The 13,723-nt window shown below is 72.6% G+C and carries 9 protein-coding genes; all 9 read left to right on the forward strand.

Features of this window, described 5'->3' with window-relative positions; all coding sequences use genetic code 11:
• The first annotated feature begins 53 nt into the window (after positions 1-53).
• The 9 genes from ACLIRP_RS06210 to ACLIRP_RS06250 all read left to right on the forward strand — a co-directional run bounded on the left by ACLIRP_RS06210 (position 54) and on the right by ACLIRP_RS06250 (position 13,723).
• Positions 54-836: an endo alpha-1,4 polygalactosaminidase gene (locus ACLIRP_RS06210; protein WP_412063095.1), complete on the forward strand. Its 783-nt coding sequence runs from the start codon at positions 54-56 to the stop codon at positions 834-836.
• The gene (pelF, locus tag ACLIRP_RS06215; RefSeq protein WP_412063096.1) at positions 742-2,061 is read left to right on the forward strand and encodes a GT4 family glycosyltransferase PelF; all 1,320 of its coding nucleotides are present in this window, start codon (positions 742-744) and stop codon (positions 2,059-2,061) included. The genes ACLIRP_RS06210 and pelF (ACLIRP_RS06215) overlap by 95 nt, the downstream gene beginning before the upstream one ends.
• Before the next feature lie 232 nt (positions 2,062-2,293).
• Positions 2,294-3,988 carry a GT4 family glycosyltransferase PelF gene (gene pelF / locus ACLIRP_RS06220; protein WP_412063097.1) on the forward strand — a complete coding sequence of 565 codons (1,695 nt, stop codon included), beginning with the start codon at positions 2,294-2,296 and terminating at the stop codon, positions 3,986-3,988.
• Between the two features lie 173 nt (positions 3,989-4,161).
• On the forward strand, positions 4,162-6,279 hold the full coding sequence (fusA, locus tag ACLIRP_RS06225) for an elongation factor G (protein ID WP_412063098.1): 2,118 nt from the start codon (positions 4,162-4,164) through the stop codon (positions 6,277-6,279).
• Positions 6,280-6,521: 242 nt separating this feature from the next.
• Positions 6,522-6,803 carry a hypothetical protein gene (locus tag ACLIRP_RS06230; protein WP_412063099.1) on the forward strand — a complete coding sequence of 94 codons (282 nt, stop codon included), beginning with the start codon at positions 6,522-6,524 and terminating at the stop codon, positions 6,801-6,803.
• Between the two features lie 3 nt (positions 6,804-6,806).
• Positions 6,807-8,726 carry a DNA mismatch repair endonuclease MutL gene (gene mutL / locus ACLIRP_RS06235; protein WP_412063100.1) on the forward strand — a complete coding sequence of 640 codons (1,920 nt, stop codon included), beginning with the start codon at positions 6,807-6,809 and terminating at the stop codon, positions 8,724-8,726.
• The gene (gene tilS, locus ACLIRP_RS06240; protein ID WP_412063101.1) at positions 8,723-10,000 is read left to right on the forward strand and encodes a tRNA lysidine(34) synthetase TilS; all 1,278 of its coding nucleotides are present in this window, start codon (positions 8,723-8,725) and stop codon (positions 9,998-10,000) included. The genes mutL and tilS overlap by 4 nt, the downstream gene beginning before the upstream one ends.
• Positions 10,001-10,025: 25 nt before the next feature.
• Positions 10,026-10,598, forward strand: coding sequence for a hypoxanthine phosphoribosyltransferase (gene hpt / locus ACLIRP_RS06245; protein ID WP_412063102.1), 573 nt, complete (start codon positions 10,026-10,028; stop codon positions 10,596-10,598).
• A 74-nt stretch (positions 10,599-10,672) separates the two neighbouring features.
• On the forward strand, positions 10,673-13,723 hold the full coding sequence (locus ACLIRP_RS06250; protein WP_412063103.1) for an AAA family ATPase: 3,051 nt from the start codon (positions 10,673-10,675) through the stop codon (positions 13,721-13,723).

Below are 13,723 nucleotides of genomic sequence, written 5' to 3' on the forward strand. Positions count from 1 at the left end.
TGTTGGTCGGGCTGTCGGCCTGCGTGACCCCGCCCCCGCCATCGCAGGCGGAGGTGTCCCGAGAGTCGCGCCGGGCCGCCCTGCACGGCGCCGGGACGTTCGCGGCGATCTTGTCGGAGCGCGCAGAGCTGGACGCCCTGGCAAGCTTCGACGTCGTCATCCTCGACCCCGACACCTACGAGGCCGACGACGTGGTCGCGCTCCGGGACGCCGGGGTGGCCACGCTGGGCTACGTCAACATCGGCGAGATCGAGGACTGGCGCTCGCACGCGCCCACCGTGGATCCGTTGTGGGTGCTCGGGGAAAACCCCGCGTGGCCCGGCCACCAGTTTATCGACGCCCGCCAGCCGGGTTGGCGCGAGCTCATCGTCGGGACGGTCGCGCGGCTCGTCGTCGCCAAGGGATTCGACGGCCTGTTCCTCGACATGGCCGACGTCGCCGCACCCGCCCTGTTTCCCGAGACGGCTGACGGGGTCGTCGCGCTCGTCGAGGCGCTCCGCGAGGCGTACCCGATGCACGCGATCGTGATGAACCGGGGGCTCTTCCTCCTCGACCGGGTGGAGCCCGCGCTCGACGGCCTGCTGGTCGAGGGCGTGTGGGCCCGACTCTCGCCGGACGGCGCGTACGTTCGGACGCCGGCCGACGAGACCGACCGATTGGTCGCCGCCCTACGCCGCATGCGCCAAGCCGGCGGCGGCGCCTTCGCCGTCGATTATGCCGACACCGACCGCCTCCGCGCCCATGCCCTCGACGCCGCCCGCCGTGCCCGACTCCCCATCTACGTCGGCCGGCGAGCCCTCGGTGGGCCCGAACTGGACGGACGAACAGGCTGGTAGCGCCGACGTCGCGCTCGTCCTCGAAGGCACGTATCCCTACGCCATCGGCGGGGTGTCGACCTGGCTGGACGGCCTGATCCGGGCGTCGCCGGATGTCTCATTCGGTGTGTGTCATCTATATGCAGGACAGCGGCCGGGCGCCCCGGCGTTCGAGCGTCCGGACAACGTGGTCTGGCACACCGACCTGCGTCTTCCGGACGCGCTCGACGCGATCGACCCCGACGAGTTGGCGGCCCAGTTGCCCGCGTGCGACGTGGTCCACGCCTTGTCGACGGGGTTTGCCGGGCTCGTCGGGCGTTCGATCAAGCGCCAGCGCGGCGTCCCACTCGTCGTGACCGAGCACGGCGTGTACTGGCACGAGGTCGAGCAGGGGGCACCGGAGCTCGAGACCGGCTTGCGGCTGCTAGGCGCGGACGCGTCGGGGGGCAACCCCTGCGCGAGCCGGGCGGGCTGGGTGGACTGGTTCAAGGACGCGGCGCGGCAGGCCTTTGCGGCCGCCGACGTGGTAACGACCGTGACGGCGGCGAACCTGTCCTTGCAGGCGGCCGTCGGGTTCGAGGACGCCCTCGTGATCCCCAACGGCGTCGCCCCGCCCGCGTCGCGTGGGCCATTGAGCCCCCGGGAGCTTGCGGAGGTGGAGGCCTCGGCCCGGCTCGACGCCTCGTTTCGCGTGGTCTACCTCGGCCGCGTGACGCCGTTGAAAGACGTGCACACGCTGATCCGAGCGTTCGCCGTCCTGCTCGGGGACGTGCCCGGCGCCCGGCTGCACCTCGTGGGGCCGACAGACGACCTGGCGTACGCCGCCAGCTGCCGCGCCCTCGCGGGCCGCCTCGGCGTGCGCGAGCGCGTCCACCTCACGGGCATTCAGCCCGCATCGCTCTGGCTCCGCCACGCCGACGCCGTCGTGCTCGCGTCGCGGAGCGAGGCCGAGCCGCTGGCGCTCCTGGAGGCGATGGCGCACGGCGTGCCCTGCGTCGCACCCGACGTGGGCGGGATCCGCGCGCTGATCGGCGGCCCCGACCCGGCGGGCATCGTCGTCGGGTCGCCGACCGACTCCCAACCCGGCACGCTCGCGGCCCCAATCGCCAACGCCCTCCGTTCGCTGGCGGGCGATGCTGGCGAACGCCAGCGCCTCGGGGACGCGGGGCTCCGTCGCGTGGAGGGCCGCACCGTGGCGGCCGTCGCCGCCCAGTATCGCGCGGTCTACGGCGCGATCGCGCACTGACAAACCGTCACGCCTGCGGGCGACGCCTCCCGCGGATCGCCCGTGCCAGACACGCCCCCCGACAGGTCGGTGTCGGCGCCGTCCGACACGGGCGGAGACCCGGTGTCACCCGCGGGTTCCAAGGTGGAGGGCTGAACGCGAGAGGGTCCAGGCAGGGCCGTGGGGAACGACGATTGGAGAACTGTCGGCACACCCGCCTGCTTCTGTGCCCGCCTCTCGCCGTCCCTCCGTCTTGCTAACCACCGAGGGGACGTATCCCTTCGAGGGCGGCGGCGTGACGACGTGGGCGGACGTGGTGATCAGGGGGCTCCCGGACGTCGACGTGCACCTGCTGGCGGTAACGGGGTCCACGGCGTTGCGGCTGCACAAAGAGCTACCCGACCACGTCAAGTCGGTCGTCGCCGTGCCCCTGTTCGGGTCCGCCGAGCCCACCGAGTTTACGCGCCACGACGAGCCGTTCGCGACGACCGTGCTGCGCCGCGCGCGCACCAGCGACGCCGTCGTGGAGTCCCGCTTCGTGCCCCTCCTGGAACGCCTGATGGACGCGCTGCAGCGCCCCGAGGCGGCCGGTTGGGACGAGGCGCGGCTGATCCGCGACCTCAACCGGTACTTCGTCCGCTACGACCACCGCGCGTCGTTCCGCGCCGAGAGCACGTGGCGGGCCGTCCGGGACACCCTGCTGGCGCAGGGCGCCGACGGCGACGTGGCGCCCACACTCGGCGACCTGGTCCAGGCGCTCCGGTGGTTGTACAGCTTCCTGCTCCCGATCACCGTCGAAGTCCCCAAGACCGACCTCGCGCACGCCACGCTGGCGGGCTTCGCCGGGCTGGCGGGTGTGATCGCCAAGGTCGAGCACGGCACGCCGCTCGTCGTCACCGACCACGGGATCTACCTCCGCGAGCGCTACATCGCGATGTCGGCCTCGACGGAGTCGTTCTTCCTCAAGCGCTTTCTCCTTCGGCTCGTCCACCTCGTCAGCCGCATCTGCTACGTCGCCGCCGACCAGGTGTCGCCGGTCTGCCGCCACAACGCGCGCTGGGAGGAGCGGATGGGCGTCACGCGCGACCGCATCCGGACCATCTACAACGGGATCGACACCGACCTGTTCGTCCCCCCCACGAGCACGCCCGCCGGTCGTCGACCGACCGTCGTCACGGCCGCGCGCGTCTTCCCGCTCAAGGACATCGAGACGCTGATCCGCGCGTGTGACGTGGCGCGCCGACGCGTGCCCGACGTGCACTTCGTCGTCTACGGCGCCAACTGGGTCGACAAGCCCTACACCGACCGGTGCGAGGCGCTCATCGACGAGCTCGGCGTCCGGGACCACTTCACGTTCGCCGGCTACCACGACGAGCCCTCGAAGCTGTACCACGAGGGCGACGTGTTCGCGCTGTCGTCGATCTCCGAGGGCTTCCCGTTCTCGGTCATCGAGGCGATGGCGTGCGGCCGCCCGGTCGTCGCCACGGACGTGGGCGGCGTCAAGGAGGCCGTCGAGGGGATCGGCATCGTCGTGCCGCCGCGCGGCTTCGAGCCGCTCGGCGAGGGGCTGGCGGACCTCCTCCTCGACCGCGAGCGGTACGACGCGTGCGCCCGGCTCGGCCGCGAGCGCGCCGTCCGCGACTTCGGGCTCGCCCAGATGCTCGACGCCCACCGCGTCACGTACCGCCACTGGGCCGGGCTCTCCGACGCGCCGCTCCCGCCCGCGCTCGACGAGCCGACGCGTCCGTGTCTCCCCGCCCCCGATCCGGACCCCGTGCCGGCCCTCGCCGACGACGCCCCAAACGTCGTCGGGGACGGCCCCACGCGACCGCGTCGGGCCCCCCTACGCCGCGCGCCCACGCGGCACGTGCCCGCTGCGCCGGAACGCTCCGCGCGCACCGATCACGCCCTGGCCCGCGGGCGCGGCCCGCCACGGGGGCGCCCATAGCGACCCGTGTCTCGACGCGCAGCCCCGCGCGGTCAGAGGAGCTACGTCCCGGTCAGATCTACCCCCGGTCGGTCGAAAGGGAACGGAGCCGGAGGAGTGTGCTTCCTTGACATTGTCTTCACGGTCCGGGATCTTGCCGCCCCCCCGGGCGCTCCTCTCATCCCCCTGACACGATGACCGTCTACGACGCCGACCACATCCGCAACGTCGCCCTCGTGGGCCACCAGGGGAGTGGGAAGACGACGCTCGCCGAGGCGATGCTGTACAGCGCCGGCGCCATTCCCCGGATGGGGGCGGTCACCGAGGGGTCGACGACGAGCGACTTCCACGAGAGCGAGCGGGAGCGCGAGATGTCCGTCTTCACTTCCGTCCTCCATGCCGAGTGGGAGGGCCACAAGATCAACCTCCTCGATACGCCCGGCTACCTCGACTTCTCGGCCGAGACCATCACCGCGCTGAAGGTCGCCGACACGGCGGCCTTCGTGATCGACGCCGCCGAGGGCGTCCAGGTGGGGACCGAGCTGGCGTGGACGTACGCCACGATGACGGAGACCCCGGCGATGTTCGTGCTCAACAAGCTCGACACGACGGACTCCGACTTTGCGGCGACGCTGGCCAAGATCCAGGAGCGCTACGGCCGCGCGGCCATTCCGGTCCAACTCCCCGGCGGCTCGGGCACGCGCACCATCATCGACGTGCTGCTCATGAAGCAGCTCCGGTTCGACGACCGGGGCCGGGCGACCGTCGAGCCCATCGCCGACGCCTTCCGGGAGGCGGCGGACGCGCTCCACAACGAGCTCGTCGAGGCCATCGCCGAGAACGACGAGGGGCTGATGGAGCTGTACTTCGAGAAGGGCGAGCTCTCGCAGGAGGAGATGCGGGCCGGGCTCCACCACTCGATGCTCAAGCGCGAGCTGTTCCCCGTCTTCCTGACCGTCGCGTCGGAGAACGTCGGTGTGAGCCGGCTGATGACGTTCATCGACAACGTCTGCCCGAGCCCGGTCGAGATGCCGCCGCCCCACATGGACGCGGGCTCGGTCTCCGTCTCCGCCGACGGCGACCCGGTCGCCTTCGTGTTCCGCACGATGGCCGAGGAGCACGTCGGCGAGTACTCGTACCTCAAGGTCTACGACGGGACCCTGAAGGCGGGGCAGGACCTCGAGAACGCCCAGACCGGGGCGACCGAGCGGCTCGGCGGCCTGTTCGCCATCAACGGCTCGGCCCGCGACGACGTGCAGCACCTGGTCGCCGGCGACATCGGCGTGACCGTCAAGCTCAAGCACACCTCGACCGGCGACACGCTCCGCGCAAAGGGGAGCGGCGCCGTGGTCACGCCCGTCGAGTACCCCGAGCCCCGGATGCGGCTGGCGGTCCGGGCCGCGCGGTCGGGCGAGGAGGACAAGATGGCGCAGGGGCTCGCGCAGATCGTCAAGGAGGACCCGTCGCTCGTCGTCGAGCACGACGCGCACCTCGGGCAGGTCACGCTCGGCGGCCAGGGCGAGATGCACCTCGACATCGCGAAGTACAGGATGGCGCACCGCGCGAACGTCGAGGTCGAGTTTTCGCGGCCCCGCGTCAGCTACCGCGAGACCGTCCGGAGCCGCGCCGACGCCCGGTACCGGCACAAAAAGCAGACGGGGGGCGCCGGGCAGTTCGCCGAGATCCAGATCCTGGTCGAGCCCGCCGACCACGCCTTCGACCCACCCGGCTCGATGAAGGTGCGCAACGAGGCCGAGGTCACGACCGAGTGGGGCAGCCGCGTCCACTACGTCGACGCCATCGTCGGAGGTGTGATCGACATGCAGCGCTTTTTCGGGGCCATCCAGAAGGGCGTGGCCGACATGCTGCGCGAGGGGCCCGTCGCGGGCTACCCCGTCGGCGACGTCCGCGTCGTGGTCTACGACGGCTCGATGCACTCGGTCGACTCGAACGAAAACGCCTTCAAGACGGCGGCCAAGATGGCCTTCCGCGACGGCTTCCGCGACGCCCAGCCGGCCATCCTCGAGCCGATCGTCGAGCTCGAGGTGCTCGTCCCCGACAGCCAGATGGGCGACGTGCTCGGCGACCTCAACACGCGCCGCGCGCGCATCCAGGGTATGGAGGCGGAGGGCCCGTTCCAGAAGATCATCGCCCACGTCCCCGAGGCCGAGCTGTACCGCTACTCGACCGCGCTCCGCTCGATGACGCAGGGCCGCGGCCTGCACCGCGCGCGGCACAGCCACTACGACCCCGTCCCCCGCGACGTGCAGGCCAAGCTGATGGCCGAGCAGGGCGCCGAGGTCGCTGTCTGACGCATGCTTGTGGGAGCCTCCGACGTCCCCTCTCCCGCTGGGAGAGGGACAGGGTGGGGTTCTGAGCGCCCGCCCCGCTTGCGGTGGCGGGCCTGGACCTCGATCAAGAGCTCGCGGAGACGGTCCAGGAGGGAGAGGGGCACGCGTCCCGAGGCGGCCCCGTGGGGAGCTGACCCGGTGCTGTCACCGGCCCGTGCGACCTTAGGGACAGCAGGCACGGACGCCCCGGGCCCGTCGTTACCTTGACGCACACGCCAGAGATCATCATGCTGGGCATCCAGAACGGCCGCAAGGCCCGCCCGCGCGGGTTCGACTACCAGCCTCGGTTCTACGACCCGGAGGCCGACGCCCGCCGCAAGCGCCAGCTCCAGTTCGTCCGCCCCAGCGAGCGGCGGACCCGCAAGACGAAGCAGCCGCAGTTCGTCGCCGTCGGGCTCGGGCTCGCGCTGGCGTTCTACCTCTTTATCCACATCGAAGACATCGTCGCGCGCGTCACCGCGTTCGGCGGGTGGTTCTTCCAGTAACCCATGGAGGCGACGCCCGACGCGACCGACGGGCTCGTCCGGGCCCTCCCCGACACCCTCGCCAGCAAGATTGCGGCGGGCGAGGTCGTGCAGCGGCCGGCGAACGCGCTCAAGGAGCTGCTCGAGAACGCGCTCGACGCGGGCGCCAGCTCGGTCGAGGTCACGTTGCGCAAGGCGGGCAGCGAACTCATCCAGGTCGTTGACGACGGCTGCGGGATGGGGCCGGCCGACGCCGTGGCCTGCTTCGGACGGCACGCGACGAGCAAGCTCCGCCGGTTCGAGGACCTGGAGTCGCTGAGGACCCTGGGCTTCCGCGGCGAGGCGCTCGCGTCCATCGCGTCGGTCTCCCAGGTGGAGCTCAAAACGCGCCGCCGCGACGACGAGGCGGCCACGTGCGTCCGCGCCGATGGGGGAGAGGTCGTCGACGTGTCGCCGTGCGCGGCGCCGGAGGGCACCTGCATTTCGGTCCGCAACCTGTTTTACAACGTGCCTGCGCGGCGGGCCTTCCTCAAGAGCCCGGCGACCGAGTTCAAGCACTTGGTCGAGACGTTCCAGGCGCTCGCGCTGTCGCACCCCGGCGTCGCGTTCACGCTCGTCCACGACGGGACCGAGGTGTGGCGGCTGCCGGCGGCCGGGGGCGACGACGCGCTCTCGGTCCGCCTCGGCGCGCTCGCGGGCGGCGGGCTCGACGGACGCCTGGTCGCCGTCGAGGAGTCCACGAGCTATCTATCGGTGACGGGCCTGGTGGCACACCCGGAGCGCGCGCGGCGGAGCCGCGGCGAGCAGTACCTCTACATCAACGGCCGCTACGTCAAGAGCCGCTCGCTCGACCACGCCGTCGGGAGCGCGTTTGGGGCGCTGTTGCCCGATCGCCGCCACGCGCTCTACGCCCTGTTTCTGGACGTGGACCCGCGCCACGTCGATGTCAACGTGCACCCGACGAAGACCGAGGTCAAGTTCGACGACGACCGAGGCGTCTACAGCTTTGTCCAGGCCGTCGTCAAGCGGTCGCTCGCGGAGGGCGGGCTGGGGCTCTCCTTTGACGACCGCGCCGTCCGCGCCGACGTCGCCCCGCCCGTGCTGCCCCCCGCCATGCCGCCCCTGCCGGACCGGCCGCTCGCCGACCCCGATCTCGGGCCCGCCGTCCCGATGCCGCCCCGGGGCGACGGCGCCAGCCGCGACGCCGCGCCGACCTCGTTCCGCCTGGAAGCGGGCGACAGCTTCCGCCCGACCGAGCCGCGCCCCCCGCGGCCGACCCCGGTGCCGCCCGTCGACCCGGGCCCACCCGCCGGGCCGATCCCGTCGCGCCTGGGCCCCGTGCCGGAGGGCGACCTCGACCTCGACCTGGCCGACGACCCCGAGCGCACGTTCTGGCAGCTCCACGGCCGCTACCTCTTGTCGCCGGTCCGCTCCGGCTTGCTCGTCGTCGACCAGCGCGCAGCGCACGAGCGGATCCTCTATGAACGGGCGCTCGCGTCGATGGAGAGCGGGATGGCGTCGTGCCAGCAGCTGCTGTTCCCGTTCACCGTCGAGCTGAGCGCGACCGACCGCGCCCTCTTGTCCGAGATCGCCCCGGACTTGATGGCCCTCGGCTTCGAGCTCACGATCCCCGACGACGGCCCCGTCCTCGTCCGCGGCGTCCCGGCGGACGTGACGCTCGGCGACGAGCGCGACGTGCTCGACGACCTGCTGGCGCAGTTCCGGCGCAACAACCGGCTCCAGCTCGGCGCGCGCGAGAACGTCGCCCGGAGCATGGCTTCGCGGACGGCGATCCAGCCCGGCCACACGCTCGGCCCCGCCGAGGCGCGCCTGCTCGTTGACCAGCTCTTCGGCTGTGCCGACCCGTTTTCGGACCCCGCCGGCCGCCCCACGATGACGCGCCTGTCGAGCGACGAGATCGACCGCCGCTTCCGGCCTCGGTGACCGTCCGGGCCCGGGTCGCGGACGCGCTGGCGGCGGCCGGCGTCGAGGGCCGCCTGATGGTCGCCGCGAGCGGCGGGGTCGACTCGACCGTGCTTCTCCACACGCTCGTCGCGCTCGGTGTCGACGTGGTGGCGGCCCACGTCGACCACAGCCTGCGCTCTGACAGCGCTGACGACGGCGCGTTCGTCGCAGCGCTTGCCACGAGCCTTGGGGTACCGTGGGTGCGGCGGACGGTGGCGGTGGGCGAGGGGAACGTGCAGGCCGAGGCGCGCCGCGCACGGTACGCCGCGCTGGCGGAGGCGGCCCGCGAGCAGGTGTGCGTCGCCGTCGCGACGGGGCACACGGCGACCGACCAAGCCGAGACGGTGTTGCTGGCGCTGGCGCGGGGCGCCGGACTGAGGGGGCTGGCGGGAATGCCGCCGGTGCGCCCGCTCGCAGAGGGGATCGTGCTCGCGAGGCCGTTATTGCAATCCTCGCGTGCCGAGGTCGAGGCCGTCGCCCGCCAGCGCGGCTGGGCGTGGCGCGAGGACCCCTCGAACGCGACGGACCGGTTCACCCGAAACCGCCTCCGGCACACGGCGCTCCCGGCGTTGCGCGCCGAAGGCGGCGCAGGGGTCGACCGGCGCATCGCGGCCTCGGCCGACGCCGCCCGCTCCGGGCTGGCGGCCGTCCGCGAGCAGTTTTTGGAGTACGCAGGGGGAGACAGTCGGCTCGCGCTAGCGGTCGGCGAGCTCGCCGCCGAGCTCCGAGACGCCATCCTAGCAGAAGCAGTCGCCGAGTGGTCGCCCCACGCCACAAGGTCCCGCGCCCTCGTCTCCCGGCTGGGGACCCTCCTCCATGCGGACGTGGGCGCGTCGGTCGACAGCGGCGGCCTCCGCGTGTGGCGCGAGCCGGACGCGCTCCGCTTCGAAATCGATCGGCCGCCCGCCAGCGGGGCCCTTGTCGAGACAGCCCTCGACGGGATTCCGACGTCGTTCGGCACCGATCCGTGGTCCGTCGCGGTCGACGCGGACGCGGTCGAAGGCGCGACCGTACGGACGTGGCGACCCGGGGACCGGATCGCGCCGCTCGGGCTCAGCGGGTCTCGGCCCGTCGCCGACGTGCTCCGCGAGGGGGGCGTCGCGCGCGCCGACCGCGCGCACGCGCCGGTCGTCGTGGCGGGCGGACGCGTGGCGTGGGTGGTGGGCTTGCGGCTGGCGGGGTGGGCGGCCGTCACCGCGAAGACCCGGCGAGCGATTCAGTGGTCGTGGCACGCCGACGGCGGGCCGGGGTAGCTTCCCGACCCCAGCCGCACGAACGATGTCCGAGATCGCCGCCGCCCCTGACGTCGTCACCTGCCGCGGCGAGCGGTTCACGCTGTACCTGAGCGAGGAGCAGATCCAGGCTCGGATCCGCGAGATGGGCGCCCAGATCGCCGCCGACTACGCCGACGTCGGCGTCCCGATCCTGATCGGCGTGCTCAACGGCGCGTTCATCTTCACGGCCGACTTGATGCGCGCCATTCCGGCCGACTCCGAGGTCGACTTCTACAAGCTGTCGAGCTACGGCGAGGGCAAGGTCTCGACCGGGAACGTGACGGAGCTCAAGGAGATCGACGCCAAGCTGGAGGGCCGGCACGTCATCATCGTCGAGGACATCGTCGATACGGGCCTGTCGATGGAGTACGTCATCAACCAGATCACCCGGCTCAACCCGGCGTCGCTCCGCTCGGCGACGCTCTTGCGCAAGCCGGACGCGATGAAGGTCGACGTGGACGTGGACTACGTCGGGTTCGACATCGACAACCTGTTTGTGATCGGCTACGGGCTCGACTACGGCCAGCTGGCGCGTAACCTCCGGGCGATCTACATCCTGGACGAAGACCCGGCGTAGCGAGGGGCGGGGTCGCCGGGTGCCCGACCGTTGGCAGCCGGCCGGGCGATCTTGCGGCGTCCCCCCGCCGATCGATGGTCCCGCTCCGACTCCAGCTCAAAAACTTCCTCTCGTACGGGGAAGACGCGCCGGTCCTCGATTTGGAAGGCATCCACGTGGCCTGCCTCTCGGGCGGCAACGGGCAGGGCAAGAGCGCGCTCTTGGACGCGATGACGTGGGCCGTCTGGGGCGAGGCCCGCAAGTCGAGCGAGGCCCGCAAGCCGGACGAGGAGCTGCTCCGCGTCGGCCACCGCTCGATGGAGGTCGACTTCGCGTTCCGCGTCGACGCGACCGACTACCGCGTCGTCCGGAGCTACCAGGTGTCCGCGAGCGGCAAGACCTCGAAGCCGGGGCTGGAATTCCAGGTCCTCGACGGCGAGACGTGGCAGGCGCTCACCGCCGAGTCGGTCCGGGCGACGCAAGCCCTCATCGAGGGGCGCGTCGGGATCGACTACGAGACGTTTATCAACTCGACGTTCCTGCTCCAGGGGCGCAGCGACGAGTTCACCAAGAAGCGGCCCGGCGAACGGAAGGAGATCCTGGGTAAGATCCTGGCGCTCGGCCGCTACGACCAGCTGGCGGCGCGCGCGGGCGACCGGTGGTCCCGGCTCCGCGAGCGGGCGACGGCGCTCGAGGCCGAGGCCGCGCGGCTCGACGACGCGCTCGAGCACGTCGGCGCCTGGGAGGCGGACCGCGACGCAGCACAGGCCGGGGTCGCCGAGGCGACGGCGGAGGTCGAGGCGGCCGCGAAGGCCGTGGCCGATGCCACCGCCACGCTGAGCGCGCTCGACGCGACGGCGCGCGAGGCCGAAGCGCTCCAGCGGTCGCTGGCGGAGGCGGCCAACCGGCTGGCGCGGCTCGACACCGACGACGCCCGCGTCGCGGCCCAGATCGAGTCGGCCGACGCCCTCATCGCCCAGGCCGAGACTATCGAGGCGGCGCACGCCGAGTACGAGGCGCTGCGCGCCCGCCGCGCCGCGCTCGACGAGAAGGCCACGCTGCACCGCGGCGTCGACGACCAGCGCCACGCGCTGCGGCTGGAGATCCAGCAGTCGCGAGCGGCGGCCGAGGCCGAGGTGACGAAGCTGGCGGGGCAGGTCGAGACGCTCGACCGACAGATCGCGGCCGACACCGAGGCGATTGCCGGGCGTGCCGAGGCCGAGGCCGCGCTCGCCCGCGCCGAGACGGCGCGCGCCGCCCTCGACCGCCTCGACGCCGCCGCCAAGGAGCGCGACACCATCGCCGCGCGCATCGACGCGCTCGACAAGCGGCTCGCGGCCGACAAGGGCGCGCTCGAAGGCCGGTACGCGAGCGTCGTCGACGAAGGCAAGCGGCTGGCGGGCGAGGTCAAGGACTCGGCCGCGCCGGACCTGGCGGCGCTGACGGCAGCGGTCGCCGAGGGCGAGGCGGCCGTGGCCCGGCGCCTGGCCATCCAGACCGAGGGCGGCGAGGCGTCGCGGACCGTCGGCGCGCTCGACGGGCGGCTCCAGTCGCTGGCGGCCGACCGCGAGCGCATCGAGGCGCGGCGCCGCAAGCTTGCTGAGAGCGATGAGGACGCGTGTCCGACGTGCGGCTCCGACCTGAGCGACGCCCACCGCGCGGACGTCCTCGCGGGCTACGACGCCGAGCTCGCGGAGATCGCCCGCCAGCGGGCGGTCGCCGAGCGCGAGCGGGGCGAGGCCGTCGCGGCTCGCGACGCACTCCGGGCCGAGTTCTCCGCCCTCGGACCCGCCATCGACGCCGGCGAGGCGGCGGCCCGAACGCTCGCGTCGGCCGCCGACGAGGCGACCCGCCGGGCGGCGGCCGAGTCGCGCCTGGAGGCCCTGCGCGAAGAGGCCCGCCAGATCAAGCACCAGATCGACCGCGAAACCTTCAGCCCCGATGTGCGCGCCGAGCGGACCGGGCTGGCCGACACGCTCGCGGCCGTCGCCTACGACGCCCCCGCTCACGACGCCGCCCGCTCGGATGCCGCCCTCCGCGACCACTGGGCCGGGCGGCTCCGCCAGCTCACCGTGGCCGCGGAGCGGCTCGAGGGCGCTCGCGCGGATCACAAGCGCCGTACAGTCGACCTCGCCGCCGCTCGCGCGGCTCTCGACCGCGGAGACGCCGGGGCGGAGCTGAAAACCCGGATGGCCGCGCTCGACCAGCAAGTCGAGGCCATCGGCTACCGCGCCGACGAGCACGAGCGCGTGTCGCGCGCCCTCGACGCCCTCGCCGACGCCCCGGCCCGGCTGGCGAGCTTGCTCGACGCCCGCCGGCAGCGTGCCGACCTCTCCGAGCGCCGCGCGGCCATCGCCGCCGACCGCCGCGCCATTGCGGAGCGGACCGCCGAGCAGCGGACGGCCCTCGACGCCTTGCAAGCCTCGCTCGCGGCGCGCGACGCGGCGGTCACCGCGCGCGACGCGGCGGCCGAGGCGCGAGCGACGGCGCAGTCGAGGCTGGCAGCCGCCCAGAGCCGGCTCGGCGGGCTCACCGAGCGGCTCGACCGCGCGGCCAAGGACCGCGAGCGCCGGACGGCCACCAAGGCCGAGCTCCGCGACGTCAAAAAGGAGCGCGCGCTCTACGGCCACCTCCGGCGGGCGTTTGGCAAAAACGGCATCCCGTCGCTCATCATCGAGGAAACACTGCCCGAGATCGAGGCGCGTGCCAACACCTTGCTCGACCGGCTCTCGCGGGGGCGCACTCGCGTGGCCCTGGAGACGCTCAAGGACAAGAAGACCGGCGGCGGCACGAAAGAGACGCTCGACATCCGGATCACCGACGACCAGGGCGTGGCCAGGCCGTACGAGACGTACTCGGGCGGCGAGGCCTTCCGGGTCAACTTCGCGCTCCGCATCGCGCTGTCCCAGATGCTCGCGGAGCGCTCCGGCACCCAGATCCGCACGCTCGTCATCGACGAGGGCTTCGGGACGCAGGACGCCGAGGGCCTACAAAGCCTGATCGGGGCGATCCGCGCCATCCAGGACGACTTCGAGACCATCCTGGTGATCACCCACCTCGACGAACTCAAGGACGCCTTCCCGATCCGTATCGAGGTCCGCAAAGAGCCCGTCACCGGCTCGACGTTCGACGTGATCGGCGCCTGA

The organism is Rubrivirga halophila (genome assembly GCF_046845755.1).
Lineage (GTDB): Bacteria > Bacteroidota > Rhodothermia > Rhodothermales > Rubricoccaceae > Rubrivirga.